Origin of the sequence: Ruminococcus sp. NATIVEDY160, assembly GCF_045819885.1 — a bacterium.
Taxonomy (GTDB): Bacteria; Bacillota; Clostridia; order Oscillospirales; family Acutalibacteraceae; genus Ruminococcoides.
In genome coordinates, this window is the sequence record NZ_CP162391.1 from 1,863,943 (window position 1) to 1,889,969 (window position 26,027).

Here is a 26,027-nt window from a genome sequence, read left to right on the forward strand (position 1 = left end):
ACTCAAAACGCAGTCAACAAAGTTCGTTCTCTTAATCAGAGCGTTTATTCTCATTCGTTGTTTGTTTCTCCGCATATATCCAACAAACTTCACAATCTACTTTTGGATATTGAACAAATAGTTGAAGGCAGACTATGGAATAATAATCCGTGGAAAAATATATCTGATGCCGTCAGCTATTATGAGATTGAGATTTATGAGTTTCAATTCTTTCAATTCAACAGTAAAAGAGATATATGCCTTGATTCACCGAGTATTAACGGCGTGTGTTATATCTACGATGAAATTGGATACGCAGATGACCTCGAATTAGGCAATACCGTTGATCCTGATGATAGTTTTGAAGAGCATTGTGACGACGCTGAGTTTATTATGAAGTATGGGTATCAGGGTGATTACGAGATTACTCCGACTATGGTATATGACCATTTGCTTACAAAGTATATGGCTGCTGTTTTTCGTTATAATTTCCCTGATCTTTTTGAGGAACAGTGAGATGGAAATAAAGGAATTTTATCTATACAAAAATGTGAATGGTTCAAATCAAACTCTCGGTATAAGAAAAATTGATTTTCAAGAGCCTTATAACCTAACAAACGTGTTTACTGAAAAGATAGCGAGACAAAGCCGACGGAGGTTTCAAATCAAAGCTCCGTCGGCAATTTTCTATATGAGTTATACTTTATGATATGTAACGCTTTTCAGCTTCAAAAATCACTGTTTATTCGCTTTCCGGGGAGTAATTCTTGGTAAGTAGGGTATTTTCATTTCATTGCGAGTTTGGGCGTTACAAATCCAGCTATTGACAAAACGATTATTATACTTTATAATAAAACAAACGTTATAAAACGATTGTTTTAGAAAGGAGCTTATTATGCCCCCTAAAGCAAAATTTACAAAAGAAGACATTATCGACGCAGGCTTAGCAATTCTGCGTGAGCGTGACATTTCTGCCGTTACTGCAAGAGAAATCGGCAATTATCTTGGCAGCTCGGCAAGACCGATATTTACCGTTTTTGATAATATGGGCGAGGTGCTTAACGGGATTGAAGCAAAAGCTCGTGAGATATATTCCGAATATGTTGAGCAAGGATTACAGCAAACCCCTGCCTTTAAGGGCGTTGGTCAGTCATATATTCAGTTTGCAATAAATGAGCCGAAGCTGTTTCAACTTTTGTTTATGCGAAAAACATCCGGTAATATAGGCATAAATAGAATACTCCCCGAAATTGATGACAACTATACCGATATTTTAAAATCAATTACCGATGAATATCCTGTATCGGCAGATGACGCTGTAATATTGTACAGACACCTGTGGATATATTCTCACGGCATTGCCACCCTTTGCGCAACATCTATGTGTCGTTTTACGGAAGATGAGATCGGCATAATGCTGACGGAAGTTTTCAAAGCATTGCTGACAGAAAGACTGAAAGGAAAATCATAATGATAGAGATAAATGATTTAACAAAATATTACGGAAAAGGCGAAAGTCGCTTTAAAGCGCTGGATGGTGTTTCCGTTCGCATTAATGATGGTGAGTTTATCGTCATACTCGGCGCTTCAGGTTCAGGAAAATCAACCTTTCTCAATGTCATTTCGGGCTTGGAGACTTCAGACGGCGGTTGTGTTGTTTATGACAGCCAAGAACTCAGCAATATGAGCGAAAAGGATCTGACGAAATTCCGACGTGAGAACACGGCTTATATCTTTCAGCAATACTATTTGCTCCCACATCTAAATGTAGAAAAGAATGTAAGGATGGGCGCTGACCTCGACAATAACAAGGATTATCTGAAATATATCGAAGCGGTCGGCTTATCCGATAAGCGCAGAAAATTACCATCAGAACTCAGCGGCGGCGAACAACAGCGTGTAGCGATAGCAAGAGCGCTCGCAAAGAATCCGAAGGTACTTTTTCTTGACGAGCCGACAGGAGCATTAGATGAAGAAACAGGCAGACAGGTACTCGACTATATCATCAGGCTGCACGAGGAACAGGGCTTTACGATGATTATGGTAACGCACAACAGCAATATAGCCGAAACTGCCGACAGAATCATTAAGATGAACAGCGGCAAAATCGTCAGCGTTACCGAAAACACGGAGAAAAAGACGGCATACGAGATCGGGTGGTGACGGTATGATTGTCAGTATCAAGGACAGCGTAAAGTTGTTCGGAATTTCCATTATGACCTGCTGTGCGGTAACCGTCTGCAATATGTTTTTAAACTATTATTTGGATTTAACTGCGATAGCCGGTCTGATTGACAACCCCTACGCGCAGATGTTCTACGACGCACAGATTATGACTTCAAAGGTCGTTTGTGCCGTCAGCGGCGGCTGCTTGGCGATCACTACCGTTGTGATGCTGTTTTTCTATATCAAGCATTACATAGACAGCCATTCAAAGGAAATCGGGATATTAAAGGCTCTGGGTTATTCTGATTTCAAAATCGCAAAGGGCTTTTCTGTTTTCGGTTTGAGTGTATTTCTTGGTTGTTTCGTCGGCTATTTGCTGTCATTTGCGTTAATGCCGCAGTTTTATGAGTTACAAAATAAAGACGGTTATTTGCCGGAGCTTTCTATTGGTTATCATTGGATATTATTCGTCCTGCTGGTGATTGCTCCCACTTTGGTCTTTGCTTTGATTGCAGTATGCAACAGCCTGTTAAAGCTTAGCCAGCCTTGCGTCAATCTATTGAAGGGTATTGTAAAGGTAAAGGGGAAAACCAAAAACACAAAAGATAAAAAGACTTTTGTCGCCGAAATGAGGAGCTCTGTGTTAAGAAGCCGCAAAACCTTGGTGTTCTTCATCGCCTTTTCCTCGTTCTGCTTCTCGGCTATGATACAAATGTCGGCAAGTATGAAGGATTTGTCAAGTGAAATGATGGGCTTGATGATGTTGATTATCGGCGTTGTTCTGGCATTTACCACGCTGTATATCGCCGTGACCACCGTCATCCGCTCCAACCAAAAGAATATTGCTATGATGCGTGTATTCGGCTATGATAGCGCTGATTGCAAGCGTTCTGTTCTCGACGGCTACCGCCCGGCGGCGTATATCGGCTTTATCATCGGTTCCGTGTATCAGTATGCATTGCTGAGAATTATGGTTGATATTGTTTTTTCGGGCGTCGAGGGTATTCCCGAATATGAGTTTGATTTTCTGATGTTCTTCATAACGCTTGCTGTTTTTATCGTTGTATATGAAGGCGTTATGTTTGCTTATGGTCAGTCAATGAAAAAAATACCGTTAAAACAAATTATGAACGAATAAAAAAATAATCGAGCGAAGATAAATAATTTACCTTCGCTCGATTTTATTATATATAAATCAACTCTGCATTAACGATTTCCGTTGCTCGGTTACTGATATTGTTCATTCGCTGTCTCGCCTGTCGGCTCGGTCGGCGCTTCTGCCTGCGGCAGAGGTCTCCACCGGAGACCCGCGCCCCACAGCATTTGATTTTCTGCTTTGAGCTGCTCAGTCACGCCTTCCTTTTTGGCAAGTTGTTTTACTAACCGAAAGAACATATCCTCTGCCTGCTTGTCTATGTCGGCAAGATAGGAAGTGAGTTTACAACTTGTCAATAGATTGGTATAGCGAATTTTATGATACTTCTCAATGTACCGTAAATGCCGTTTGCCCCAAATCCCGATTTCTACCTTTGGCTGTTCGGGTAATCTTAAGTCGGGCAGCAGATAATCGCCCTGTTGTGTATAGCTGATTTCAAAATTGTGTTTCATAATAGAATCCTCCAAAAATATATTCGCACATACATCACAGCACCCCGATTGCCACATTTTGTTATAACTTATTATCAGTTTTTCTTTCCCTCATCTTTGCCCTTGCGAGCCGTCGGGTACGAAATAATAAAATGTGAAATCATATGTCCGCATAAGGTGAGCAAACTGCGATAAACTCACTGTTTATCAGGCTTTTGGAGGACTTTACTAACAACCTATGATATGCTATAATAACCATAGATTATTTCAAATTCAAATCAGAATTTAAAACAGACATTTTTAATTTATTTGCAGAAAGAATGGAATTATGAAAAGGAAACTTAAAAAAATTATGCTTATTGTGTTAATTATAATTACCGCAGTTATTGTGCTTACGGTACTGTCAGTTTTTGTTTCACGCTTGATAAACAGCGATAAAAACAAAATTGATACCAAAACCGGTATTCAGGAATCTACTTACATAGACATAGACGGAATGAAACAGTACGTTCAGATTCGTGGAAAAAATACCCAAAATCCCGTTATGATTTTTATACACGGGGGTCCTGCAAGTCCTATGGGATATGTATCCGCTTATTATCAGAGGGAACTTGAAGCTGAGCTTACTATTATCAATTATGACCAGCGTGGATGCGGCAGAACTTATTTTGCAAATAACTGCAATGCAAATTCTAACATAGACCTGCTTGTTGATGACCTGAATAAAATCGTTGAGTATGCAAAAGAACGCTTTGGCAAGGAAAAAGTAATAATAGCAGGACATTCCTGGGGAACTGTAATAGGCAGTATCTATATACAGAAACATCCTGAAAATGCAATCTGTTATATCGGTATAAGTCAGATTACAAATCTCTATGAAAACAAGCTGAACGCCGCACGAACGGCTCTTGAAGAAGATGCAATCAAAGAAACAGAGGATGAGCAAAAACTTACAAACCTTATCAACAAAATGAGCAAGGTTAAAGAATATAATGATATGAAATCATCTGCGTAAACCACAAGAAAGCACTCGCCTTTACACTCCTTCGCCACAATAATGTAGAACCACAGTGTCAGAACATAGTGCATATAGATATTTGCCAGCACCGGGCTGATTATATTTCCCTGTGCCGTTCCCTCATTACCTTTCACAAGACTTCCGTTATCTATGATTCCTGCTTTTAGATATTTCTCAACCAACCATAGAATATTCTTGTCCTTGATGTAGTAATTCAGAAACTTAAGTATCCATTCGTGCTTCATATGGTCGAAGAATCCCTTGATATCTGCGTCTACTATCCTCGTTATCTTTCTGAAGTTAATCTGGTCATACAGAGCTTTTACTGCTGTATGACAGCTCCTGTTTGGTCTGAATCCATACATACAATTCAGAAATTTTGGTTCGTATATCGCTTCAAGAATCTTCTTCAATGCTAATTGTACAATCTTATCCTCGTAGCACGCAATACCCAGCGGTCTCATTTTGCCGTTGCTTTTGGGAATGTATACTCTCAGCGAAGGCTGCGGTTTGTAGGCTTTCCTTTTCAGTCTGTCTACAAGGCTTTCGATGTTACTTTCGAGATTTTCATTGTATTCTCTTTTGGTAACTTCGTCTATACCGACAGCTTTGCTTCCGTCCAGTTCCCTATGACATTGCATTAGCATTTCTTTGTTGATGAGATGGTACAGCGACGTAAACTCAGGTCGTTTTGTATTTGCTGACTTCGATGCTATTCTTCCCAATTTCGTTTCCATTAGTTCCTCCGTCCCTGAGTACGGCTAATGTGTCCTCAGAAAGACCTTTATTATGCAACTCCCTTCCCTCTGTCGGCATTACCCGACTTCTTCGGTACTATGAAGCTGTCCGACTGCCTGTATTTCATCTGACTTTCTCCGTTTTACCGTCGTTCCATCATACTTCTTATTGAAGAAAATACAGGCTCTCCCCAGTTGACTGGATAGTCACTATGTGAAGCGTGATTGGCTCTTTGACCCCGCAGAGGTGTGTTTCATCTCGCCCTAACGATTTACACATTTTGCTTTCCGCTGGAATTAAAGCGTCAGCCCTCCGAATGGTAAAATTTCGAGGCTCCATCACCCTGTAACCCCACTTCCTCGCTGTCTACGCTTTACTGTAAACATTACTGTTTACAGCACAAGACTCGCTAACGGTGGTTGGCTAAACCTTTCCGTGCAGGCTTCTCACCTGCTAGACTATCCGCCCTTCGTCTGGGCGCACAATTCCGCTATATTATAGAACTATCATATCAGATAAACCCGAGATTGTCCACAAGTTTTTGCGCTTTCATAACAGGAGGATAAACCGTAAACTCCGAGCTGCCCTGCCAATGCACGTCGGGATGCGAAAGAAATTGTTCGCCTCTGCCGGTGAACGCAGCGACCTCGTAAATGTTGGCGATAAAGACATCGCCTTCGCCATAGAGGTAGGTATCGACCTCGACTTTGACGGATTTGCTGTCGAGGTTGTCCGACATGAATTTCTGATAGATCGTCCAGTCCTCCAAATCGTAATGATCCTTCGGAGAACCCGAACAAAGAAGCGTGGCGGCGCTGCCGTTGTCGGCGGTCAGCGTCACCTTTGAAAACATCACGCTCATGTCATTTTCTCCATAGAAAAGCCCACGTCGCCGGTCGCGATGACGAACCGGTTATAGTCCAAATAATCCACTTCATCGCTGTTGAGAAAATCCTCACCGCGCTTTTCAAATTCCGCGATATCGTCCTCATCGGCGTTTTCGCTTTCACCCTCGCCGTAAATGTAGTGCTCAACATCTACTGTAACGCTTTCCGCATCAGGGTTGTCTTCGAGGAAATCACAGTAACCGTCGGTTTCGGTGATCTGTTCCTCGGTGTCGGGCATTCCCGGGCAGAGATACTCGACCGTCGAACTGTTATCGGCGGTCAGGCATACTCTTGAAAACAGCTTGCTCACGCTACATTCCTCCCATTGTCATCGAACTGCTCTCGTCCTCGAACTTGTCCATAAAAGAATCAAACCCGTCCTCTCCGTCGCAGAAGATGAAGCCGCCGTTTACAAATTGACCGCTTTTTTCATCAGCCATATGTGCGCCGAATTCCGCAAAGTCAAAATAATCGCACAGCTCATCGCTGATTTCATACTCGTCGTAATAATCGTTGTCAACAAAGTATCTTCCGATCCCCTCATAGTCGCCGTAGCTGATATCGTTCAGCCATTCAAACTCGTCAAGGTGATTGATCAGCGTGATGATGTTCTTTGAGGATTTAACGTCCGTCATCTCCATCGCGGCATCGAGCTTTTCGGTATCTATGTCATAGGTGTTAAGCTCATACGCAAGTTCGTTCAGTGCGTCAATGCCCTCGTTGTCGAGTATTTCCTCAAAGCGGACGGAGAAACGACTGAAATTGGGATTTCCGTATTCACTGGACAAATCGCAGTCGTCAATGGATTCCGCGCCGAGCCTGCGGACTGCCTTGTCTATGGCAAGCTGCGATTCAGGCAGGAACAGGCTCTCGTATCTGCCCTTGTACTCCACATCGACATTGACGATGAACGATTGGTAAGCAAAGCCCGGAAAGGTTTTGCCGTCATAGACTTCCTCGATCGGCTTATCCTCAACAAACAGCAGTCCGCGCTCGGTAAAGACGCCGCGTCCTGATGCGAGGAGCTTTCTGCCTATTTCTGCGTACTTTGCATCATATCGTGAATCTGCCGGTACGCACCCCTCGGTGTTGAGCGTGTAATCTCTGCCGACCTTTGTCATATCACCGACGTTCTTGATGAGCGTGAATTTGTCGAGGTTATAGGTTAGGTTGATCATATTCTTCAGGCTTTGAGCGTTTTCATGCTCGGTTGCAGCAAAGAACTGTTCAATCTCTTCTTCGGTAAAGGAATCAAGCCGCCTTGCGAGGAAGTTCAGCTCGTCAAGATTAACATTCCGGGCGTTTAATGCTGACAGCTCTATCGGATAGTGGATGTCCTCGACAAGAAACGGCAAGGTGGTGTCAGTCGGCATTTCCGAATTTTCGAGAATGACGTTAAGCATTTCGTCGCTGACGGGGAAATCGATATCCGCAGAGTTCCCGTTATAGCTGATGTGTGCTGAAATATACAATGTTATTCATCTCCTATCTGGAAATCCCCGAACCATCGCTGATTCGGGGATTCTGATTATTATTTATCCGTATACTACATAGATTTGACCGCCGCTTGCAACGACGTTGAACATAATATCTGACGGTTCCGCGCCCAATCCGGCATAGTAGTACGGGACATAATCGACGTCGCCGTAGCAAGCCGCCGTCGCCGCGTCGGTATCGGTGTAACCGCTGATATCCGTCGGCGGGAACCATCCCGAGTTGCCGATGCCAAGAGAGCCGTTGTAAACCATACCGAGACTCTGTCCGTAACCGATTAGGTTGCTGACTACCTGATTATAGTCGAGCGTCTTTCTCTCCGTTGGTGGCTCTGTTGGTTCAGGCTCGGGAGCCGGTGTCGGCTTTGGCGCTTCCGTCGCCTTGGGCTGAGTCGCTTGAGTAGGCTTCGGAGCGGGTTTGCTCTGCGGCTTTTCGGTAGTTCTCTGGCTGCTGCTCTGACTGTTTCCGCTCTGTTTCGGAGTGTTTTCACCCGAACCCCCTGAGCTTTGGGTCACTGAGCTTTCGCTGTTCTGCATACTCCCGTCGTTCTCCGAAACGCCGCCCTGTTGGCGCGACATTTGCCCAACGTCGGCTTTTTCCGCCGTGGTCGGGTACACGCCCGAAGGCTCCTGAAAAGCCGACACAGGCGATTTCTCGGCGTTTTCCGTTTTTGCTGTTTCGGTGCCGAAAACATCAGTATTTATGCGGCTTTTCGCTTCATCCGCCGTCGCGGAATACGTTGGTTTTTGTTGGATGGGATTCGCTTTTTCTGCCTGTGAACAGGCGCATATGCTGCCCGCAGTCATTAAGATGGCTATGATGATCGCTAACTTTTTCATACAGTCAGCCTCCTTTCAACGAGCAGTATATACACGGTGCTTTTGAAAGTCCAGACAAAATCGGATACTTTTTTACATACTCGGCGCAAAACCCATACTGTCGCCCTCATCCTCGTCGAACGGCAAATCATCGTCCACATCCATCTCGGTGAAGCCGTTGCTTTCGCTTTGCTGAAGTGCCTGATTGTACGCTTCATTCCCAGCAGTTTCGCTTCTTCATTGCCGACAAGTACACAGCCGTCGTCCATAAAAATGGGTTCAATGAGACCGTCACAGACGGCGCGCTGCATACCTTCAAGCGTGTTTCGGATTTCCGCTTCATACGGTACCTTGCCGGGTTCGACGTAAAGCACCCGCATAAGGTCATCGGGCTTCTGTGTCTTCGATTCATCAAAATCAATTTTCTCAAATCCGCTGCTGTCACAGAAATAAGCTCCTTGATCTGTGACAACTACGTCGGATACAGAAAGCGAGTCACCTCTATGGAGCGGATGCCTCTCAATATTAAATTTTGTATAAATTTCTTCAAGATCACCGGTGCCAAGCTCGGCATTAAACACCTCGTCATATAACGAGGAGTCAACGCCGTTACCCTGCATAAGCTTTGTCGTTTCGGCAAGATTTGAAAACCTGAAGTGTGCCTTGTCCCGGTTGCTGTTGATTTGATAGATTTTCACTCTCACGATGGACTCGCCTCCATTCCTGTGTCGCAATCCTCAATAACCAGCTTCTCTCTGATTTCATTGAGCTTATCAAGCACCCAATCCGGTAAAGCCGCGTCATTGGCTACGCCGTAAAAATCATGGCGGCGGAAGGACGTAAACTCGTCGTCCTTCAAAAAGAAGCCGAACACCCGCGCACCGATCTTTTTCGGATCGCATCCGAAGCCGTCGGTTGCGTAGAACAGCTGAAAGTCGGGCTGTCTGTATTCGTTCTTCAATACTGTGGGCTTAAGAATGAGCACCTGATTCTCATAGTTGGTTTCGTCAGTGACTGCGGCTTTGTCGAACAGACCCAGTTCGTTCCATGCGGCTCTGAGCTGATTGGCAAAAACATTCACCAAGCCGGGATGTGCAGTCACACAGAAGTGCCAGTTCTGATCACTGCTCAGAACGTCAAAACCTTCAGCCCATTTCTTGTTTTCTTTGGAATATCTTCCGTCCTGAATGCCTTCCCTGATTGTGTTTGCGATAACCCAATTCACGCGGTCAAAACCGTATTTGTCGATCATCGACTGAACACAGTTGTCAAGGCGGTTGTCATGATAATGGCTGTTGATGGCGTCGGTAATGTCGTTAGCGCACTTGCAGTTTTCGCGGTGGCTCTCGCGCCACTGTTCCACCTCGTCAAACTCGTTGGCATTCTGAAGTGTATAGCGGTAAAGATGCTTATACTCAGGCATTTTCCGAACTTCCTTTCTGACCTCCTGCAACCTGCATCGACAGATGAACGAGCGCCGCCGCTTTCTGCTCGGGCGAAAGTTTGTTGAGGAAATCGAGGAGGGTTTCCTTCTTTTCCTCGATCGGCGTTCTCGCATTGCAGACACAGAGACTCTCGCGAGTGATGAGAATTCTGTCGTCGTCCAATTCCTCAAAAGATAAAATATCGCCGTGCTGCAAATCAAGGCTTTCCCTGATTGCATAGGGGATGGTGATTTTTCCGTCCTTTCCCAAAAATCTGAAAATAATATCGCCTGCCATAGTATCCTCCTTCCTTATACTGCCTTTTCATGGGCGCAGTCGATGATTCGAAACGGACAATTCACGCAGTCTTCGTCGCATTCGAAGCTCTCAATGTCCTCCGGCTGCAGCTTATGAATAACGACCTTTCCGTCTTCTGCGTAGATTTCGACAGCATCGGTTGGGGTGATTCCCGCCTCAATAAGCGCCTCAACGGGCAATGTGATAAAAACATGGGGCTGTGCTGTTACTGAAATAATTTTCATTAAACTTTACTCTCCTTCAAAATTCTATTAAAATAGTCCATCTTCTCTGCGTCGTCAAAAAGAGTCAGCTGCTGAGGCTGATTCTTGATTCGCTCAAAGAAGTCATAGTTTGCGATCAATAATTCCTTAAATTCCTTTCCTGCTTCATAACGCTGCGCCATCGAGTGGGTTCGGGAAAAACTGAAAATTTCACAATCCTTGTAAAGCTCCCGAATCTCGGGGCAATCGTTATATGACAGCAGGAATCTGCCTTTGATGGAAAACAGTAAATCTCTCAACCGCTCATGGTCATCTGTACCGAAGCCGCCGGGGTACATTCCCTCGGTAGCAAAATACGGCGGATCAAGATAGAAGAAAGCATCGTCGCGGTCATAATGCCGCACAAGAGTTTCAAAATCTTGATTCTCCACAATGACATTTGCCATGCGCTTTTCAAGCCGCTGTATTAAATGAAACAGCTTGCGTATGTCGAACGGCTGAGAAGCATATGATTTACCGCTGCTTGAATAGCTGTAGCGCTGTAATTTGAGATACATCGCCGCTTTGCGAACATCATAGTCCTGCGTATATTTCAGGAAAAGCTCCTTCAGTTCCTTTGCCTTAAGCGGCGGAAGCATGATTTCCGTCAGTTCCAATTCTTCTGCAAGGTATTCGTCTGTGAATATCTCATGCTCAAAGAATCGTCTGATAACGTCAAAATCATCTCTGGCATTTAGATTACAAAAGCCAATCTCGCGGATAACCGCCATCGGTCTGACCTTCATGCATCGGAACAGATTGACCAGATTGCGGTCAAAGTCGTTATATACCTCAAAGGCGTCAATTGTCGGCTTGCCGAGCAATACGCTGCCCGATCCGCCGAATACATCTATGAACCTACCATAATGCAGCGGAAACAGGTTATAGATGATGTGTAGGATCGATGTTTTGTTTCCTACTCGTGATACCGGTGTTCTGATTTTGATCCCTCGTTTCAGAGGGTATCAATCCCCGCGACGCTTCGGACGGTATCATTCGCCGCGGGGTTTGCGATTGATACCCTTTATTTTTAGTTCTTATCGAGAATTATTCATGTTCTCGACGATGTTGCGGAGTCTGCGAATTTCCGCTTCATACTTATTGACCCGGTGGATGGACAGGCAACACATCAGAAATACTCCAAGACAGCAGCCTACCATCATGCCCAGGATAAACCAGAGAATTCCCATGACTAACTCATCCCTTCCGAAACTGTTTCGCCTTTGATTGCGGCGAACTTGATTTCAAGTCCCAGCAAAACATCCTCAACAGACTTATCCGTATAGCCGCACAAGGTATTGGCGACAAGTTCTTCCAGCTCGCGCAATTCTTCAACGGTCAAAGGAAGAACAGTTGTACTGCCTTGCTCGGTGACGTCAAATCTGTCGGGATGCTGACGGTATTCCTTATACTTTTCAAGGGAGAGCTTCTCATAGAATTCTCCGAAACCGACACCGTCCATTCGGCTCTGGTCTGATACGGCAACGGCGCACCACTGACGGCACGCTTCGTCGAGCAGACCATATTTTTGCTTGAACTTCTGCAAACTTACAATCATATATTCTTCATCCTTTTCTTTAGTGATTTTACATATTCAAATCGAAATCTTCGTCGTCCTCGGGAAGTGAAGCGTTTTGCACCGCGTCTTCGCCGAGTGACAAAAGAATCTGATTGAACTGCTCTGTGTCAAAACAATCCACAATACCAAAATCGGCGCAGAGCTGCTCATACTTTGCAACATCTACGCCGTCTGTATCGAAGCTATCATTCAATTGCAGCCACGCCTTTCCCTTATCCCAATTCACGCAGAGAGAGGTGGGATAACCGCCCGTTCTGTCGCATTGGAAGTCCGGTGACACATACACGTCGCTGTCGTTCAGCCGCTCAATCCGGCTGACGAAATCCTCATATCTCACAATGACATACCTTGCCCTTCGTCGAAATCCTCGCTCTCCGAACCGTCGGTGATGTTGACGTAATCGCCGATCACACCGAGGGCTTCGTCATAACTGCCTGAGCTCATCACCTTATCGAGCATTTCTTGCGCTTCCATTCTCATGCCGTTTTGCTTGAGGGTTTGCGCCGCTTTTCCGGCAAGGTGAAAGATATTGCCCGACTCTCCAATCAGGGCGCAGTCGGGCTTTACTCTCTCGCCGAGGTATCCGCCCAACTCGTTCGGTACATAGTCAGAAAGCCATGTGCCGCCGAACTGACTGTGAGTAGAGAGTCTCCACACAGCAAGTTTACCTGTGTCAAGCTGCACATCGGGATTGAAGGGAAACAGCAGGCAGGTCACACCGTTATTCTGAAAACGGAACACATCTGAAAACTTTGTATCGTCAAGCAGAATTCTGCTTTCTCTCAACATGTCATTGATACCGTCAATCCACTCCTGCGGATCGCCGCCGCAGCCCTGAAATACAATACCTTCGGTTTTCTTCATTCGCCGAAGATCGTTAATTGAGATATCTCTTACGCTCATAAATTCATTCCTCCAATCGGTGCAAAATCATCGTCGATGTCCTCAGTGAAATCCCTTCCGGCAAATTCCTCCGCAGTCATTTCCACACCAATGAAATTTGGTGAGGAATCCTCGTCGAGCTGAATGTATCCATCTTCTCCAAACTCAAACGGCTGCTGTACAAGAATGCTGCCGCCGTGATTCACATATACATACGGCTCGATCGTTCCGTCAAGAAGATCGTCCTCGCCGCAGCGCAAATCATAACGGTACAGACCTTCCGGCACTGCGCTGTCGGGAATACGCGCGTCACTGAACAATGCAGGCTGTCCGCACACTTCGATCAGCTCATATTCTTCAAGCTCATCATAGCCGGTCAGCGCAAATAAACTGCCGTGCTGCTTGGAAACTATGCCGTAGGATGTTACCTCGGCTCCTAACTGTTGAAGTAATCTGTCGGCGTCGATATCGGAGCGAATACCATCGAGCCATCGAGTGTCAAAGTTAGTCGGCACGTGGTAGGCAAGATATTCCTTGAAGAAGTCGTCCGCATCCTCCGCGTCAAACGAAAACTCATAATCATTAATGCTCTTGAAAGCGGAAAGAGCGCCGTCAAGCGTGGTAACATGCCTTCTTTCCATTACGGCTTTAAACATAGTCCGTTCCTCAGCGGAAAGGGTCAGATAATTCAAAGCAAGCTCGTTGAGCTTAACGATATCACCCATACTTTGAAGCATAAATCCTTCAATCTGAGGAATGCCGCTTTTGAAGTCGTAGAAAACACAGTCCTCAATCTGCGACGCGCCAAGCTGTTTTGCCAAGGCGTTCATTTCATCCTTGCTCTCCGGCAAATGAAGCCACTGCGCGGATTTTAACACTTCGTCAGGGGCGGTCTCGGGGGCTTTAGCAACAAGCAGACTGAAAACAGCGCTGTCCGACGGGGATTCAGGCAGAACATGGGTGCCATCATACAAATTATCCGGTTCATGGTACCTTGTAGGTACATAGTATTTGCCATAAAACACACCGTCGTCGCGTTCTCTGAATTCCTTTCCGATGGATTTGTAATCAAGATAGGACAAGGCGGCATCCGGAACGTTTTCGAAGCGTTCGTCAAAATCATTCTCAACGACGAATCTGCCCAGCTCATAATCCGTGCCGATATTTACTGCCAGGGGTAGGATGCGCCAACCGAGTCATCGTTGATATGCCGGGCGTATTCAGATTTCGAGATGTAACCGCCGTAGGAAATAAGCTCGCCGAGTTCGTCATTGGAGATATATTCTCCGTAGCAATCGAGGTTGACGTCATTGCCGCCGCCTATTTCCGCTGCTTTGACTGCTGTTCCGAAATCCGAACAAGCTGCCAGCATTATGACGGTCAGTGCAAGCAAAACGGCGATTATCCTTTTTACTTGTTTCAATTTCTCTCTCCTTTCCTTTAGGATTAATTGGTTGGTGTAGTTGCCGGGTCTGTCACGTGTACGGTAAAAATGTTTCATGTTCATTTCCTTTCTGAAATCAAATAGAACCGGTCAAAACCGCCGCGTCCGTTCGATACGCAGGTGATAAGCGTGAGCAAATCCCTGCCCTCGGTGATGTAGCAGTCTGCCGATTCATCCTTTTTATGGATTTGTTTATCAATGACCTTATAGGTCAGCGTATTCCAATAGTTCTCGACGGTGATCTCGTCGCCGATGCTCAGATTTGGAATGTAGTCAAGAGCAAAACAATGGTTACAGCGAGAAGAATGTATTTTGATAATTACTACAGCTTTGTTCTGACGGATTTCTTCGAGGGCTTGCACTACGGTCATTATCCGAGAAGGTGTCCTATCTGCAAGCGATATTTTTTGATGACTTCTGCAAGGCGGCAAGTATATTGCAATGGAACCGCGCCTTATACGCTGAAAGGAAAATCAATCACCTGCCGAAAATATGCGGCGAGGATGAAGGAAAAGGAGCTTTCCGAAGGCAATCCTATCAATCCGATTTACAAAAGCCGCTGCTCTGCGATTCGTGTAGAACAAAAAAGAAGCACCATCACAGCAGAGTTTGCTGTAATGGCGCTGAAGGTTGCAAAAGAGTATTGGCAAAAAGCGAAGTATGACGATAACTACGCTAACGGTCAATTCAAAATGGATATGAAGCGTGAGAATTTGTATAGAGAAACGGACAGGAGAATTAAGCAAAAGTGAGCCATATTGAGAAAAAAGAATTTGAAATATACCGCATTACGCCGCCACCGCCTGAATGGGATTTGCAGGAGTATATTCGTCAGTATGTACAGAGCGGCGACGACAAATATTTCTATTGGTTCCTACACAATTACGAGCCGACGCTAAATGAAAAGGCGAAGTCCTTTAGGAATAAATACTCAATGGAAGAGCACTTTGCCGATATAAAGCAAAGTCTTGTAACAGGCTTATGTAAGGCTCTGATGAAATACGATATTACCATAGCTCCTTTTCTGCCGTATGCTCAGAGGTATATGGAGCGTGAGGCGCATAACTATATCCGCACAATGCGGACAGGCTATTCCGTGCAGAGCGAATTTGAATACGCCCGGCTTCGTAAAGTGATGGATATTTTCAATCATTCAGGTGGTGAATTTACGGAGGAAACAATTTCGCAGGTCGCAACGCAAATCGGTGAAAGCTATGAGAAAACAAAGTCCATCATTGAGGGTGGTATTCTCACCGAAAACTATACGGATGTTCAGAGTAATGATGAGGACGACACAGGAACGACCGACTTTCTTCTGCCGGATTCCTCGCTCAATCCCGAAAATATCTATTTCAAGCAGGAACTATATGACAAGCTGTATGAAGCCTATGACGGCTTAGAATATACAGAAAAGATGATGCTCGCCCAACACCTCGGCTTTTGCCCGGAGTGTTTCAGCACTCGCTACGCTGACAAGAATGATTTAGGTGAAAACGGCAAACCGAAAGAAAAGCCGATCAAACCGCTTCCTTATACCGACATCGCTACCGATCACGGGTTTAGTGATGCGGATACTGCGAAGAGGGTTTGTGATAATGCATTATTTAAAATAAGGAAATATCTCTAATCCAAACAAAAACGCAAAATAGTCAAACAAGAATTGCCGAATCATACTTGACTAAATTATTTGTATGTGCTACAATACAATTAGTCTTAATATGGAGGATTCTACATGTTTATTGGTAGAGAGAGGGAATTAAATTCCCTAAACAGTCTATATGACTCCGGTAAATTTGAGTTTGTTGTTCTCTACGGTCGTCGTCGTGTTGGAAAAACTGAGCTAATTAACCATTTTATTGCTCAAAAATCAGCGATTTATTTTATGGGTGTAGAAAGCAACGCAAAACAGAATTTGGAAAACTTTAGCAAGAGTATTATCGAGTACGCAAGCGGTATTACTGCTGAAACGACATTTGCATCCTTCCAAGTCGCTTTAGAAACAGTTTTTAAGCTTTCAGAAAAAGAGCGTATCATTTTGGCTATTGATGAGTATCCGTATATTGCAAGAGCTTCAAAAAGTCTTGCGTCAACGCTCCAATTGCTCATCGATAAATACAAAGACAGTTCTAAAATGATGCTGATCCTTTGTGGATCTTCTATGTCTTATATGGAAGATCATGTCCTTTCCTACAAAGCACCTCTGTACGGGAGGAGAACCGCTCAGATCAAGCTTCTTCCATTCGATTTTGAGGAAACTTGTTGTTATTTCAAAAAATACTCAGCAACAGATAAAGCTCTTGCTTATGGAATAATCGGTGGAACACCACAATACATTTTGCAGATAAACGACAAGCTAAGTATAGAGGATAATATTAAAAACACCTATTTAAATCCTAGTTCATCACTATACGAGGAACCCACTAACCTATTAAAGCAAGAAGTTCGTGAGCCAGCAATTTATACCGCTATTATTACAGCGATAGCTACCGGAGCATCTCGAATGTCGGAGATTTCAAACAAAGTAGGAGAAGATACGAATGTATGCTCTACCTATTTGAAGAATCTTCTTTCATTAGGAATTATAAAGAAGGAAACTCCTTATGGAGAGAAGGCTTCAAAAAAATCAATCTATTCTATTGAGGATAATATGTTCCGTTTTTGGTATAGATTTGTTCCAGAAAACACCTCCTTGATAGCAAGAGGTGCGACAGATCTGGTTTACAAGCGTATTGAACCACAGCTGTCAACTTATATGGGAAAGGTATTTGAAGAAATATGTAAACAGTACTTGTGGAAACTGCTGCTTACCGATAATTCTCCGGTATTTTTCTCTTCGCTCGGTCGTTGGTGGGGCAGTGATCCCATACGTAAATGTCAAGCAGAAATTGACATTATGGGTGAAGAAGATAAAAACACCGCTCTTTTTGCGGAATGTAAGTGGACAAACGAAAAAGTCGATGTAGGAGTATTGGAAACACTAATTCAGCGCAGTGAGTTGTTCTCTTATAGTAAAAAACACTATTATTTATTCTCTAAAAACGGTTTTACTAAAGGTTGCTTGGAAAGAGCCAAAGAACAAAGTAACATTTATTGCGTAACACATTCTGAGATTATAAAAAAGCTCGGATAAAATAAGATAATATGATAAAACAATACTATTTGCTGTTATGGTTTAGCGCAGAAAGGCAAAACAATGAGTAATTATGTAGAACTATCTATTGACAAAATTGAACTTGATAAAAGCAACCCGAGAATTGCTAATTATTTAGCAACACATGATGAAGATGATATAACGAGCGATTTGATGGCGTTACTTCTTGGAACGACATCAGATTCATGCGCTAGTTTGCGTCAATCTATTGAAGCTAATAACGGGATCATTCATCCTATTGTTGTAAACAAACAAGCAGATGGAACTTATGTTGTTATAGAAGGGAATACTCGTCTGCAAATATATAAGGATTTCCGAAAGGCTAATATTTTCAAGTTCAATTCCAACAGAATGAGATTGCACTTTAGCGGTTTTATATAAATCCTTTTCTTTTAGAACAGATTGCAGTTCTTCTAGAACATTTATAGAATTATCATCTTGAGAATAATTTGTTACAACAATTATATCTACATCTCTTTTGCTGTCGTCCTTTTTAGGCCTAATAGAAGTATGTTTTGCGTAAGAACCTGACAAAAAAGTGTCCTTATGAATGTCTTTATATTCAGAGTGATTCTCAAGATATTCCCTAAGATTATTCTGCACACTACTTATGTAACTTACAGTAGTTTTGCTAGGTTCGATATTAGAAATAAAGCTATCAAAATCTTTTTGTTTTGCCATAATTACCTCGTAAACTTATATCGTTTTGCATCTATTGGTTTTTCATAATCATAAAAACTGATGGCAGGAACTGTTCCTATATCTTGGAGTTTTTTGAGTAGACTTAATAAAAGATAAACCAATGATTTATCAGATTCGCAAAACATTATTTCGTAGTTTGCTTCACTATCATATTCTGATAAAAAAACATTATTATTCGCAGAAAAAGTACAATTATTTATAGAGCAAACTAAATCCAGTCTTTCATTACGATTTCTCTCGTTAAGATGTTCGACTACTTTTGCTTGAATTGGCTCTTTCCAATCACAAGTTGTCGTTAACAATCCAGAAATAATCTCGTGTAATTCTTTTGGTGGATACTGCCCGCCCGCGTGCTTTATTGGAGCGGACGTTCTATTTAATTCCCTCACACTTCTAGCTTTATTACCAGCATATTGAATATGATCTTTATTTAGATTTTGTTTTACTTCAAAAACAGCATAAACGCTCTCTGCAGGAACTAATAACGTATCATCTCGATGAAAAACAAAATATGAGTAGTGATTATCATATATAATAATATCAATTTGCTGACTTTGATTTCCATCAGAATCAATTACAATTCCTTTATCGACTTTATACCGAGTTGGAAGATATCTTCTAAAAAAGCTAATCCAATCATTTTCTGTTGCATCTCCCTTGGTGCCTGGATGAACAACAGCTGAAGCCGACAAATTCAACGATGCTATCATTTCATTTTGAATATTACAATAAAGTTCAGATAATTCTATTCTAGGCATTCAAACATCTCCTTGTTATCACCGCACTCATATCTTATCGACAAAAACAATTATACGCCTAATAATAAAAATGGTCAACACCATTTGTAATAAAGCAGACAGAAGCTGCTTCTGCCTGCTTTAAGTTATCAATCATATTAAAATCAACTTAGAATTTACTATTTCCGTTACACGATTTCGTATATTGTTCATTTTGCGAACCCACAACATTTGATCAATAGCTTTTAGCTGTTCGGTGCAAGCTTCTTCCTTTGCGAAAGCCTGCACAAGCTCGTCGTACATCTTCTGCGCCTGTTCATCTATGTCGGCAAGGTATTTGTTCAGCTTGCATTTAGTGAGCAGGTTGGTGTAGAGAATCGGACGGCTGTGTTTGATATAGCGAAGGTGTTGTTGTCCCCACAAGCCGATCGGTCGGTTATCCTGTTCGGGCAACGTTAAATTCGGCAACAAATAGTCGCCCTGTTGTGTGTATGTAATCTCCATTATTAGACCTCCTTGATCTTGATATTCTTGACTTTGGCTTTTGTGAGCTTGATTAACAGCTCGTCAATGATGTCGGTGTATTTGCCCCGTGAAAGAAGGTCATTCCTCAAATCAATCAGGCTGTTGATGACCGTGCGCCGTTCATCAGGCATTAAGTAAATGTGATACTTTGGATTTCTCATTGTGGTTACCTCCGTTAGATTTGATGATTCCATTATAAACGGAGATTACCGATAAATCGAATGTGCGGATTAAAAAAGTCTTAATAAACAGAAAAAACGCCGTTCCAGCTTTTACACTGAAACGGCGTTCTGTTTTGTGTATCAGAGAACACATCTGACGGCAAAACCGCCGCTGAAAAAGTAGGTGTTCATCCAATACTTGTTTGTCAAGGATAGGCAAAAAAGATGGGTTTTCGGGAAAGTGCTGTGGGGCAATGAACCCATGTCGGTGCAAAACACATCTTACTTAATACGTACTACATTCACTGATAACATAAGGAAATATTATGTAGGTGTAGCAGAAAAGAAATTACTATTACAAGAATATATATTCCCCGCTATACTTACAGATGAAAAATCTTTATCATCAGTAATAATTGCATACTTTTTTTCATTACTCAATTTATATAGTAACGTATCAAACAAATCTAATGAGTGTTGCTCAAATGTATCAATAAATTTCTGTGGTAATTCCGAATCTATTGTTTCATCAATAAAGATAATCTGTGGGATATTGCAAAGTTGTTGCCAGAATAGATTTAGAATCTGTTTCAAGTTGTTTCTCTCTTGAGGAATCGAACGAAAATCCTTAAGTTTTAAATTGTATATACCATTTGTATCTTTGTAAATTTTATATTGAATTCTCTCAATGACGTGGATAGCTTCGCATACATTAAACATTGGAATATAAATATGTTTATTGCTTGAAATAATATCTGAAATAAAATTCGAGTAATCGGCTGCAGATGAATTGCCCGATTGACTATTTGGATAAAAGGCCCAAAGAAGTGCATTTGTATCCAAAAGAAAATCCTCATCAGTGCAATCACAAACATTTACGGTATGAATATCAAAAATACTTCCCATATCTAATTCCTTATGCCTCGCCTATAGTATTAATAATTATTTTTTCAATCATGCCGCGATCATGTTTTTCATTAATGAACTTTGCGTTAGCGATAGAGTGAGACAGCGTTTTTTCTCCTAACGGTGATATATTTTCAACTTTTATTTTTTCTAATATCTCATCTTTGTTTTCTTGAATCAAATAGCCAATACTTGCATTAAAAAACATTGTCGCAAACAGATTAATTTCATTAAAGTCCAAAACAATGTTTTCACTTTGGTTAGTTGTATAAGCTTGTAAAATTTTCTCTCTAAGCATTGTTCCAGCTTTTTCCGATAAGGCATTTTTGGCAAAATCTTTTATAACAATTATCATTACAATCCTCCTTTTGTCAAATACATTTTATTATATCATTATCATTTGTATATCTATGAAGAAAATCTTTTCTAATCTGCATAGAGAAAAAAGTACCTAAAATCGGGTTTTCTAAATTTGAAAATACTTTTTTCTTCTGAGAAACCTGACAATAAGAACCGTTACTTCCAACAAGAATATCGCCTTGATTTTCTTTAGCAAAAGACTCTAAAATTTGAAAGCCCGCACCTCTTGGGTAATCAATTTTTCCGTTCAACGAGGAATTACCTTGCTGCCAGGCCCATTTTAATGCATCTGCTTCTCCTAATTGTTCCATATTACAGTCCCTAAGATAATTATTTACACTTTCTGGTATTCCTATTCCGATATCATATATTGAGAATATTAAAGACTTCTGTTGATTATAATACCCACAACAAAAAACCTTATTAACTTTACTATGTGTAAATGAATTAGAAAAAACCTCGTATATTTTAGAAATTAACTCGTTTTTAATTCCATTTTCTAATCTTACCGGAAACTTATCGATAATTGATAATGCTACATCTTCGCAATCGTCTATGTTACGAACAATCAAAAAATTAGCGGATTTATTTATATCCAATATATTACTCTTTCTGGCTTCAGAATAATGTTTGAGAATTCCAGAATCATTTAAAAACTTATTACAGTTTTTATCATTTGATAGATAACGGATAACCGAAGAATTGCCTGTCTCTTCAGCTATATACGGAATTGCAGCAATAATGACTGCATAACTTGGATTGATATAATTATAATTAGTTAAATCTATTAGTACATTTTTATTATTATTTTCTTTTAGATAAGCAATGATTTTAGCAAATTTACCCAAAGAGGTAATGCTCCTTCTGTACTCACTATTTAATTTAAATACTTCATCAAACTTTAGCATAGTTTAATCAATCCCAATATCTACATATCTATTTTCTATTATAGCAAGAAAATCGAATGTCGTCAATGCAATTTCCAAATTAGTTTACCGATTAATGACTGAGTTTTAATATTTTTTTAGGCAATGTGCCGAAAAACCAGAGTGCTTGTAAACTATCTTATGGCTTTTGGTAAAAACAACTATACTGTGCTATCATTCTCTTGAAAGGAGGCTGATAACAAATGAAAAAAATCAGCGAAGAAGAAAAACAAAACATAATCAACAGTTACAAAAGCGGAGAATCCGTCGTCAACATCTTAATGCGTACGAATATTCCGCGAAGCACTATCTACGGCTGGATAAAAGCCGAACAGCCAAAATCGAATAAACTGCCGGTCAATAAGATGACAATCAACAATCTTGAGCGAACAGTCGAAAAACAAAAGGCAATGGTTGAGGTTTTGCAAAAGGCGTTTGATGTTGAATCGATTCCGGTTCAGATTCGATTATCCATGTTGGAGGAATTATACAGTGATTACAACGTCCACGTACTTTGCGACGCACTAAAGGTTCCCAGGGGTACCTTTTACAATCACATCAAGCGCAACAAGCGGGATAATACATGGTACGCCAAACGGCGGGAAGATCTTCGCAAACAAATCGAAGTTATCTATCACGAAAGCCGTCAGATCTACGGTGCAAAGAAAATAGCTGCCGTTCTCAAAGAACGCGGTATTAACACGAGCGAAGTAATGGTACGTGAACTGATGACGGACATGGGTCTTATCAGCATTCGTGAAGACGCGAAGGATTACTATGACAAAGAAAAGAAAAAGCACAAGAATTATCTGAATCGGCAATTCCACGTGTCGAGACCAAACGAAGTGTGGGTCAGCGATATCACGTTTTTCAGGTATAACGAAAAAAGCTTTTACATTTGTGTGATTATCGATTTGTATGCGCGCAAGGTCATTGCCTATAAAATCGGATATAACAACAGCACACAGCTGACAAAATCGACCTTCAAGTCAGCCTACGAGTCCAGACAGCCAAATCAGTCCCTGTTATTTCATACTGACAACGGCTCAAATTACAAATCGAGGTCGTTTATGACCTATCTAAAAGGATTTGGCGTCACTCAATCGTTTTCCAGACCGCATGTCCCCTAATGCAACGGTTGGTTATTAGATTAGCATGTATGACTCGACACAGATTTTTTTGAGTTGGGCATCACTGAAAAAAACTACTCTGACGAAAAACGCACACAGGTTCAGTATTGAGCCTGTGTGCGTTTTTGAAATGTTGGAATAGTTCTTTATGAATGGTATGAGGTATGTTTTATCATGTCATTAAGGTCAACGAGCAGACGTTTTGCGACCGCTTTCTTTTTGAGATTGTTTCAACGCTGTGCGACGTTACGCCGCGTTCAGACTAATGCGCCGTGGACGCCTCTTTAGCCGACACAGCCCGACAGGCGCCGCTCTTTACGTTTTTTCAGATCAAAAGAACACTTCGATGCAAAATCCGAGAGCGATGCACGCCAAAATACCGAGGATCGTTCCCGCTCTGGTCATGATCTGATACTTCGTGATTTTCCTGTTCATTTGATGTACCCCCTTGCACATGAAATAAAAGTATCCACTATCGACGGGCAGTCAGTAAACATGTACTGTCTTCCCGCGTCTATATCCTCATTCAGAAAAACAATTCCGGCGCACCTGTCGTACGAGCTTAAATACTCAAAAAGCCCTTTTATGTACTGACGGCGGAACTCGTCGTTTCCGCTGTCGCTGTGCTCTGCGGCCTCTCCGAAAATGATGGGCTTGTTATATCTCTCCAAGTAAGCGCGTTTTCCTTCGTTTTCGTAGAATTGCTTGAAGCTCCCGCGCGAGTCGAGCGTGTTGTTAAGCGTCAGACTGACGTAATCGACATACGCGTCTCCCGGATAATAGTCGAACGTATATTCGTTCGCTCTGTTGGGAGACCACACCCATTTGACATTGGGCGCGTATTGCCTGCCGAGTCCGACTATGTATCTCCACGCATTGACGTACATCGCCGAATCATTTGTTTGCCAACTGTACCACCCTTGTCCGTAAGCAGGATTCATCTCCATTTCGTGCGCAAACCGGACGAAAAGCTCCGTATTTGCTCTGTTGCCCAGAGAGAGAAGCTTGAGATATCCGATTATAAGCTCGTCATAATAACCGTCCGAAACCAACGCCATGTTCAAATTCGTCGGCTGAAGCGATATGAAAGCCGTGTACATGTGCGAGTCCAAACATAACGAGATCTTGTTCTCGCTCGGTCTGTCAAATTGATCGAACCATGCCATAACATTGACACTGTCGCCGAACAGCGTGATCTCTCCGAACTCCTGACAGTAGACGCCGCAGTACTTTTTCTCGGTATCTATCGCCCTGTAAGTCTGATCGACAGGTTCGGTCTCTTTTTCCGACACGGCTTTCTCCGTTGTCGAGGCGGCAGTGTCGGTGTTTTCCGGCTGATCATCTTCATTCCCCAGATTTCTTGTCCCCCATCCGATATTATCGGAGCAGCGCATCAGACCCAGCAAGCGGACGGGAACCATAATGACGGTCAGAACGATAATAAACACCGGGATCAGCAAAATATAATACCATTTCAAGCTCTTAAGAGCCTTTATATTTCTTGAACCGAAGCTTAAGATACAGCCGATCCAGATGAATATTATTATCAGCCACCATGGGGCTGTATACGTCAGTGTCTCTATATGATAACCCAATTTGTTGAGCACCATGCAGATGATCATATTTGCATAGACGCTTAACAACAGCATGGGCATAAGCATGTCCGTCCAATAAATGAACAGCATCAGCTTTGAATTTTTGAGCATCCACGACGTCATGCGCAGGTTATTATACTGAGACCCCGCCGCCCATCTGAACTGCTGCCTGACAAACTGTTTCCATTTGACCGGCGCGTCCGTATAAACGACGGAAGTGTCCTGCATGACGGTTTTATATCCTTTTTGAAGCGTCAGATTCGTCAGACTCCTGTCGTCTGATACTTCCTTGTGTATCCCCATGAATGTTTCATGGAGAAAATCATACATTACGTCTTTCAAGAGGTCGGTCCTGAAAGCGATCGTTCGGCCCGGCAAGCATCCGACCTTGCCTTTTACGCTCATCGCCTTCATCGTTCCTTCCGCTCGGATCTCTTCGAGCACGCTTGCGAACATGGTAACGAGCTTGCGTTCGGGCTTCAGTATTTTCTGGCGGGTCGTAACGCCTCCGACCTTAGCGTCACAGGCGAACGGCTTAAGAATTTCGATCAATGTGTTTTTTGTCCAGATGGTATCGCTGTCCACAAGCAGCGTTATATCGGACCTCGGATCTACATGCTCCATGGCGACCCGGATCGCGTTTCGTTTCCCGGCAACGGGAGTATAGTAAAACTGAATGCGCGTCATCTTATCCGGGAGGTACGCGTTCAGATCACGACAAAGCTTTTGAATACCTGGATTTTTCGGTCCGTTCAGGACGACTAGGATCTCGGAAGGCCGCTGACGCGCTATATTGATCAGCACTCTGCGAAAGAGCTCAGGTGATTCATCAACTATTGGAATAACGACAGATGTGAAAAAGTTAAGTTTCTCCTTCGGGAACCTGTAAGGCTTATAACGTATAGCATGGAAAAACACAACGCCCCATCTGACGAAAATGAAAGCGAAGAACAGCATAAAGAGGTGAAGATTATGTGTGTCTATATAATCTTTCACCATCAAGATAAATGTGTAAATTCAGACCGCCTCCTTGCTGTTACCATCCGGTGTAGTATGGAGATACGACTCAACAATCAGAAGAAGCGAGCGTTTTGCATATCGGCAAGACAGCTGTTTGCGAAAATAAATTATACCGGCACAAAAACGACCATTGCGGATATTATACACGAAAAGCTCTTATTTGTCAACATTATGGTTATTTGAAATTTTTTCGCTGTAGTGCGTAAAAACGTGTTACAAGCCCTCAGATTTGATTTCA

34 protein-coding genes and 2 pseudogenes are annotated in these 26,027 nt (G+C 42.5%); 10 read left to right on the top strand and 26 right to left on the bottom strand.

Translation table 11 applies throughout. The features are described 5' to 3' along the window. Positions 1-102 precede the first annotated feature (102 nt). The 4 genes from AB1I49_RS09160 to AB1I49_RS09175 all read left to right on the top strand — a co-directional run bounded on the left by AB1I49_RS09160 (position 103) and on the right by AB1I49_RS09175 (position 3,283). Positions 103-495: a hypothetical protein gene (locus tag AB1I49_RS09160; RefSeq protein WP_407720783.1), complete on the top strand. Its 393-nt coding sequence runs from the start codon at positions 103-105 to the stop codon at positions 493-495. Between the two features lie 379 nt (positions 496-874). Next, on the top strand, positions 875-1,450 hold the full coding sequence (locus AB1I49_RS09165) for a TetR/AcrR family transcriptional regulator (RefSeq protein WP_407720784.1): 576 nt from the start codon (positions 875-877) through the stop codon (positions 1,448-1,450). Then, positions 1,450-2,142 (top strand): ABC transporter ATP-binding protein, encoded by a 693-nt coding sequence (locus AB1I49_RS09170; RefSeq protein WP_407720785.1) that lies wholly within the window; start codon positions 1,450-1,452, stop codon positions 2,140-2,142. The genes AB1I49_RS09165 and AB1I49_RS09170 overlap by 1 nt, the downstream gene beginning before the upstream one ends. Positions 2,143-2,146: 4 nt before the next feature. Then, a complete protein-coding gene (locus AB1I49_RS09175; RefSeq protein ID WP_407720786.1) occupies positions 2,147-3,283 on the top strand; it encodes an FtsX-like permease family protein in 1,137 nt (378 codons plus the stop codon). Between the two features lie 89 nt (positions 3,284-3,372). Here the strand turns inward: AB1I49_RS09175 and AB1I49_RS09180 are convergent, their stop codons facing one another. Beyond that, on the bottom strand, positions 3,373-3,753 hold the full coding sequence (locus AB1I49_RS09180; protein ID WP_407720787.1) for a TnpV protein: 381 nt from the start codon (positions 3,751-3,753) through the stop codon (positions 3,373-3,375). A 307-nt stretch (positions 3,754-4,060) separates the two neighbouring features. Here AB1I49_RS09180 and AB1I49_RS09185 point away from each other — a divergent pair, with 307 nt between their 5' ends. After that, positions 4,061-4,747, top strand: a complete 687-nt coding sequence (locus AB1I49_RS09185) for an alpha/beta fold hydrolase (RefSeq protein ID WP_407720788.1) — start codon at positions 4,061-4,063, stop codon at positions 4,745-4,747. A 41-nt stretch (positions 4,748-4,788) separates the two neighbouring features. On the opposite strand, the pseudogene AB1I49_RS09190 reads toward AB1I49_RS09185, so the two are convergent. The 17 genes and pseudogenes from AB1I49_RS09190 to AB1I49_RS09270 form a co-directional block, all read right to left on the bottom strand. Next, positions 4,789-5,487: pseudogene (locus tag AB1I49_RS09190) on the bottom strand (reverse transcriptase domain-containing protein); the annotation flags it as partial. 512 nt (positions 5,488-5,999) lie between these two features. Beyond that, entirely contained in the window at positions 6,000-6,350 is a 351-nt protein-coding gene (locus AB1I49_RS09195; protein WP_407720789.1) for a hypothetical protein, read from the bottom strand. Further along, positions 6,347-6,685, bottom strand: coding sequence for a hypothetical protein (locus tag AB1I49_RS09200; RefSeq protein ID WP_407720790.1), 339 nt, complete (start codon positions 6,683-6,685; stop codon positions 6,347-6,349). Before AB1I49_RS09200 ends, AB1I49_RS09195 begins: the two co-directional genes overlap by 4 nt. A 1-nt stretch (position 6,686) precedes the next feature. Then, entirely contained in the window at positions 6,687-7,847 is a 1,161-nt protein-coding gene (locus AB1I49_RS09205) for a hypothetical protein (protein ID WP_407720791.1), read from the bottom strand. A gap of 63 nt (positions 7,848-7,910) precedes the next feature. Continuing rightward, positions 7,911-8,708, bottom strand: a complete 798-nt coding sequence (locus AB1I49_RS09210) for a hypothetical protein (protein WP_407720792.1) — start codon at positions 8,706-8,708, stop codon at positions 7,911-7,913. Beyond that, positions 8,705-9,391: a YodL domain-containing protein gene (locus AB1I49_RS09215; RefSeq protein WP_407720793.1), complete on the bottom strand. Its 687-nt coding sequence runs from the start codon at positions 9,389-9,391 to the stop codon at positions 8,705-8,707. Before AB1I49_RS09215 ends, AB1I49_RS09210 begins: the two co-directional genes overlap by 4 nt. Then, positions 9,388-10,110 carry a DUF3849 domain-containing protein gene (locus AB1I49_RS09220; protein ID WP_407720794.1) on the bottom strand — a complete coding sequence of 241 codons (723 nt, stop codon included), beginning with the start codon at positions 10,108-10,110 and terminating at the stop codon, positions 9,388-9,390. The genes AB1I49_RS09215 and AB1I49_RS09220 overlap by 4 nt, the downstream gene beginning before the upstream one ends. Further along, on the bottom strand, positions 10,103-10,408 hold the full coding sequence (locus AB1I49_RS09225; RefSeq protein WP_316620968.1) for an AbrB/MazE/SpoVT family DNA-binding domain-containing protein: 306 nt from the start codon (positions 10,406-10,408) through the stop codon (positions 10,103-10,105). Before AB1I49_RS09225 ends, AB1I49_RS09220 begins: the two co-directional genes overlap by 8 nt. Positions 10,409-10,422: 14 nt before the next feature. Then, entirely contained in the window at positions 10,423-10,653 is a 231-nt protein-coding gene (locus AB1I49_RS09230) for an AbrB/MazE/SpoVT family DNA-binding domain-containing protein (protein ID WP_316620969.1), read from the bottom strand. Next, a complete protein-coding gene (locus AB1I49_RS09235) occupies positions 10,653-11,630 on the bottom strand; it encodes a DNA adenine methylase (RefSeq protein WP_407721670.1) in 978 nt (325 codons plus the stop codon). The genes AB1I49_RS09230 and AB1I49_RS09235 overlap by 1 nt, the downstream gene beginning before the upstream one ends. Before the next feature lie 78 nt (positions 11,631-11,708). Beyond that, complete coding sequence (locus AB1I49_RS09240) at positions 11,709-11,861, bottom strand: DUF3789 domain-containing protein (RefSeq protein WP_399552660.1); 153 nt, start codon at positions 11,859-11,861, stop codon at positions 11,709-11,711. Positions 11,862-11,863: 2 nt separating this feature from the next. Further along, entirely contained in the window at positions 11,864-12,229 is a 366-nt protein-coding gene (locus tag AB1I49_RS09245) for a hypothetical protein (protein WP_330056933.1), read from the bottom strand. A 28-nt stretch (positions 12,230-12,257) separates the two neighbouring features. Further along, complete coding sequence (locus AB1I49_RS09250) at positions 12,258-12,587, bottom strand: hypothetical protein (protein WP_405317845.1); 330 nt, start codon at positions 12,585-12,587, stop codon at positions 12,258-12,260. Further along, entirely contained in the window at positions 12,584-13,153 is a 570-nt protein-coding gene (locus tag AB1I49_RS09255; protein ID WP_316610031.1) for a hypothetical protein, read from the bottom strand. Before AB1I49_RS09255 ends, AB1I49_RS09250 begins: the two co-directional genes overlap by 4 nt. Beyond that, positions 13,150-14,214 (bottom strand): LPD28 domain-containing protein, encoded by a 1,065-nt coding sequence (locus tag AB1I49_RS09260; protein WP_407720795.1) that lies wholly within the window; start codon positions 14,212-14,214, stop codon positions 13,150-13,152. Before AB1I49_RS09260 ends, AB1I49_RS09255 begins: the two co-directional genes overlap by 4 nt. A gap of 83 nt (positions 14,215-14,297) precedes the next feature. Beyond that, positions 14,298-14,555: a hypothetical protein gene (locus AB1I49_RS09265; protein ID WP_407720796.1), complete on the bottom strand. Its 258-nt coding sequence runs from the start codon at positions 14,553-14,555 to the stop codon at positions 14,298-14,300. Positions 14,556-14,635: 80 nt separating this feature from the next. Continuing rightward, positions 14,636-14,947, bottom strand: a complete 312-nt coding sequence (locus AB1I49_RS09270; protein ID WP_407720797.1) for a sortase domain-containing protein — start codon at positions 14,945-14,947, stop codon at positions 14,636-14,638. Between AB1I49_RS09270 and AB1I49_RS09275 the strand changes: the two genes are divergently transcribed. The 4 genes from AB1I49_RS09275 (at position 14,882) to AB1I49_RS09290 (ending at position 18,108) form a co-directional block, all read left to right on the top strand. Further along, the gene (locus AB1I49_RS09275) at positions 14,882-15,328 is read left to right on the top strand and encodes a DUF6076 domain-containing protein (protein WP_407720798.1); all 447 of its coding nucleotides are present in this window, start codon (positions 14,882-14,884) and stop codon (positions 15,326-15,328) included. The two genes, AB1I49_RS09270 and AB1I49_RS09275, sit on opposite strands and share 66 nt — an antisense overlap. Beyond that, positions 15,325-16,203 (top strand): hypothetical protein, encoded by an 879-nt coding sequence (locus AB1I49_RS09280; protein WP_407720799.1) that lies wholly within the window; start codon positions 15,325-15,327, stop codon positions 16,201-16,203. The genes AB1I49_RS09275 and AB1I49_RS09280 overlap by 4 nt, the downstream gene beginning before the upstream one ends. Before the next feature lie 105 nt (positions 16,204-16,308). Continuing rightward, the gene (locus AB1I49_RS09285) at positions 16,309-17,706 is read left to right on the top strand and encodes an ATP-binding protein (RefSeq protein WP_407720800.1); all 1,398 of its coding nucleotides are present in this window, start codon (positions 16,309-16,311) and stop codon (positions 17,704-17,706) included. A gap of 174 nt (positions 17,707-17,880) precedes the next feature. Next, the gene (locus tag AB1I49_RS09290) at positions 17,881-18,108 is read left to right on the top strand and encodes a ParB/Srx family N-terminal domain-containing protein (protein WP_407721671.1); all 228 of its coding nucleotides are present in this window, start codon (positions 17,881-17,883) and stop codon (positions 18,106-18,108) included. Here AB1I49_RS09290 and AB1I49_RS09295 read toward each other — a convergent pair. The 7 genes and pseudogenes from AB1I49_RS09295 to AB1I49_RS09325 all read right to left on the bottom strand — a co-directional run. After that, a pseudogene (locus AB1I49_RS09295) lies at positions 18,061-18,408 on the bottom strand (SMODS domain-containing nucleotidyltransferase); the annotation flags it as partial. The gene AB1I49_RS09290 and the pseudogene AB1I49_RS09295 overlap by 48 nt on opposite strands. Before the next feature lie 2 nt (positions 18,409-18,410). After that, positions 18,411-19,187 carry a DUF6602 domain-containing protein gene (locus tag AB1I49_RS09300; protein ID WP_407720801.1) on the bottom strand — a complete coding sequence of 259 codons (777 nt, stop codon included), beginning with the start codon at positions 19,185-19,187 and terminating at the stop codon, positions 18,411-18,413. Positions 19,188-19,319: 132 nt separating this feature from the next. Further along, on the bottom strand, positions 19,320-19,670 hold the full coding sequence (locus AB1I49_RS09305) for a TnpV protein (protein ID WP_407720802.1): 351 nt from the start codon (positions 19,668-19,670) through the stop codon (positions 19,320-19,322). A 2-nt stretch (positions 19,671-19,672) separates the two neighbouring features. Next, complete coding sequence (locus AB1I49_RS09310; RefSeq protein ID WP_407720803.1) at positions 19,673-19,852, bottom strand: hypothetical protein; 180 nt, start codon at positions 19,850-19,852, stop codon at positions 19,673-19,675. Between the two features lie 324 nt (positions 19,853-20,176). Further along, positions 20,177-20,758, bottom strand: a complete 582-nt coding sequence (locus tag AB1I49_RS09315; RefSeq protein ID WP_407720804.1) for a PIN domain-containing protein — start codon at positions 20,756-20,758, stop codon at positions 20,177-20,179. 10 nt (positions 20,759-20,768) lie between these two features. After that, positions 20,769-21,113 (bottom strand): STAS-like domain-containing protein, encoded by a 345-nt coding sequence (locus AB1I49_RS09320; protein WP_407720805.1) that lies wholly within the window; start codon positions 21,111-21,113, stop codon positions 20,769-20,771. Between the two features lie 16 nt (positions 21,114-21,129). Beyond that, positions 21,130-22,026 carry a hypothetical protein gene (locus tag AB1I49_RS09325; protein WP_407720807.1) on the bottom strand — a complete coding sequence of 299 codons (897 nt, stop codon included), beginning with the start codon at positions 22,024-22,026 and terminating at the stop codon, positions 21,130-21,132. Between the two features lie 221 nt (positions 22,027-22,247). Here AB1I49_RS09325 and AB1I49_RS09330 point away from each other — a divergent pair, with 221 nt between their 5' ends. Further along, a complete protein-coding gene (locus AB1I49_RS09330) occupies positions 22,248-23,174 on the top strand; it encodes an IS3 family transposase (RefSeq protein ID WP_407720808.1) in 927 nt (308 codons plus the stop codon). Between the two features lie 431 nt (positions 23,175-23,605). Here the strand turns inward: AB1I49_RS09330 and AB1I49_RS09335 are convergent, their stop codons facing one another. Further along, positions 23,606-25,768, bottom strand: a complete 2,163-nt coding sequence (locus tag AB1I49_RS09335) for a glycosyltransferase (protein ID WP_407720809.1) — start codon at positions 25,766-25,768, stop codon at positions 23,606-23,608. Between the last annotated feature and the right edge of the window lie 259 nt (positions 25,769-26,027).

Excerpts from the sequence above, each read along its gene's own strand:
- AB1I49_RS09165 (WP_407720784.1), top strand. The coding sequence starts at position 875 with ATGCCCCCTAAAGCAAAATTTACAAAAGAAGACATTATCGACGCAGGC.
- AB1I49_RS09170 (WP_407720785.1), top strand. The coding sequence starts at position 1,450 with ATGATAGAGATAAATGATTTAACAAAATATTACGGAAAAGGCGAAAGT.
- AB1I49_RS09175 (WP_407720786.1), top strand. The coding sequence starts at position 2,147 with ATGATTGTCAGTATCAAGGACAGCGTAAAGTTGTTCGGAATTTCCATT.
- AB1I49_RS09180 (WP_407720787.1), bottom strand. The coding sequence starts at position 3,753 with ATGAAACACAATTTTGAAATCAGCTATACACAACAGGGCGATTATCTG.
- AB1I49_RS09185 (WP_407720788.1), top strand. The coding sequence starts at position 4,061 with ATGAAAAGGAAACTTAAAAAAATTATGCTTATTGTGTTAATTATAATT.
- AB1I49_RS09195 (WP_407720789.1), bottom strand. The coding sequence starts at position 6,350 with ATGAGCGTGATGTTTTCAAAGGTGACGCTGACCGCCGACAACGGCAGC.
- AB1I49_RS09210 (WP_407720792.1), bottom strand. The coding sequence starts at position 8,708 with ATGAAAAAGTTAGCGATCATCATAGCCATCTTAATGACTGCGGGCAGC.
- AB1I49_RS09220 (WP_407720794.1), bottom strand. The coding sequence starts at position 10,110 with ATGCCTGAGTATAAGCATCTTTACCGCTATACACTTCAGAATGCCAAC.
- AB1I49_RS09225 (WP_316620968.1), bottom strand. The coding sequence starts at position 10,408 with ATGGCAGGCGATATTATTTTCAGATTTTTGGGAAAGGACGGAAAAATC.
- AB1I49_RS09230 (WP_316620969.1), bottom strand. The coding sequence starts at position 10,653 with ATGAAAATTATTTCAGTAACAGCACAGCCCCATGTTTTTATCACATTG.
- AB1I49_RS09240 (WP_399552660.1), bottom strand. The coding sequence starts at position 11,861 with ATGGGAATTCTCTGGTTTATCCTGGGCATGATGGTAGGCTGCTGTCTT.
- AB1I49_RS09245 (WP_330056933.1), bottom strand. The coding sequence starts at position 12,229 with ATGATTGTAAGTTTGCAGAAGTTCAAGCAAAAATATGGTCTGCTCGAC.
- AB1I49_RS09255 (WP_316610031.1), bottom strand. The coding sequence starts at position 13,153 with ATGAGCGTAAGAGATATCTCAATTAACGATCTTCGGCGAATGAAGAAA.
- AB1I49_RS09275 (WP_407720798.1), top strand. The coding sequence starts at position 14,882 with ATGTATTTTGATAATTACTACAGCTTTGTTCTGACGGATTTCTTCGAG.
- AB1I49_RS09270 (WP_407720797.1), bottom strand. The coding sequence starts at position 14,947 with ATGACCGTAGTGCAAGCCCTCGAAGAAATCCGTCAGAACAAAGCTGTA.
- AB1I49_RS09285 (WP_407720800.1), top strand. The coding sequence starts at position 16,309 with ATGTTTATTGGTAGAGAGAGGGAATTAAATTCCCTAAACAGTCTATAT.
- AB1I49_RS09290 (WP_407721671.1), top strand. The coding sequence starts at position 17,881 with ATGGCGTTACTTCTTGGAACGACATCAGATTCATGCGCTAGTTTGCGT.
- AB1I49_RS09300 (WP_407720801.1), bottom strand. The coding sequence starts at position 19,187 with ATGCCTAGAATAGAATTATCTGAACTTTATTGTAATATTCAAAATGAA.
- AB1I49_RS09305 (WP_407720802.1), bottom strand. The coding sequence starts at position 19,670 with ATGGAGATTACATACACACAACAGGGCGACTATTTGTTGCCGAATTTA.
- AB1I49_RS09310 (WP_407720803.1), bottom strand. The coding sequence starts at position 19,852 with ATGAGAAATCCAAAGTATCACATTTACTTAATGCCTGATGAACGGCGC.
- AB1I49_RS09315 (WP_407720804.1), bottom strand. The coding sequence starts at position 20,758 with ATGGGAAGTATTTTTGATATTCATACCGTAAATGTTTGTGATTGCACT.
- AB1I49_RS09320 (WP_407720805.1), bottom strand. The coding sequence starts at position 21,113 with ATGATAATTGTTATAAAAGATTTTGCCAAAAATGCCTTATCGGAAAAA.
- AB1I49_RS09325 (WP_407720807.1), bottom strand. The coding sequence starts at position 22,026 with ATGCTAAAGTTTGATGAAGTATTTAAATTAAATAGTGAGTACAGAAGG.
- AB1I49_RS09330 (WP_407720808.1), top strand. The coding sequence starts at position 22,248 with ATGAAAAAAATCAGCGAAGAAGAAAAACAAAACATAATCAACAGTTAC.
- AB1I49_RS09335 (WP_407720809.1), bottom strand. The coding sequence starts at position 25,768 with ATGGTGAAAGATTATATAGACACACATAATCTTCACCTCTTTATGCTG.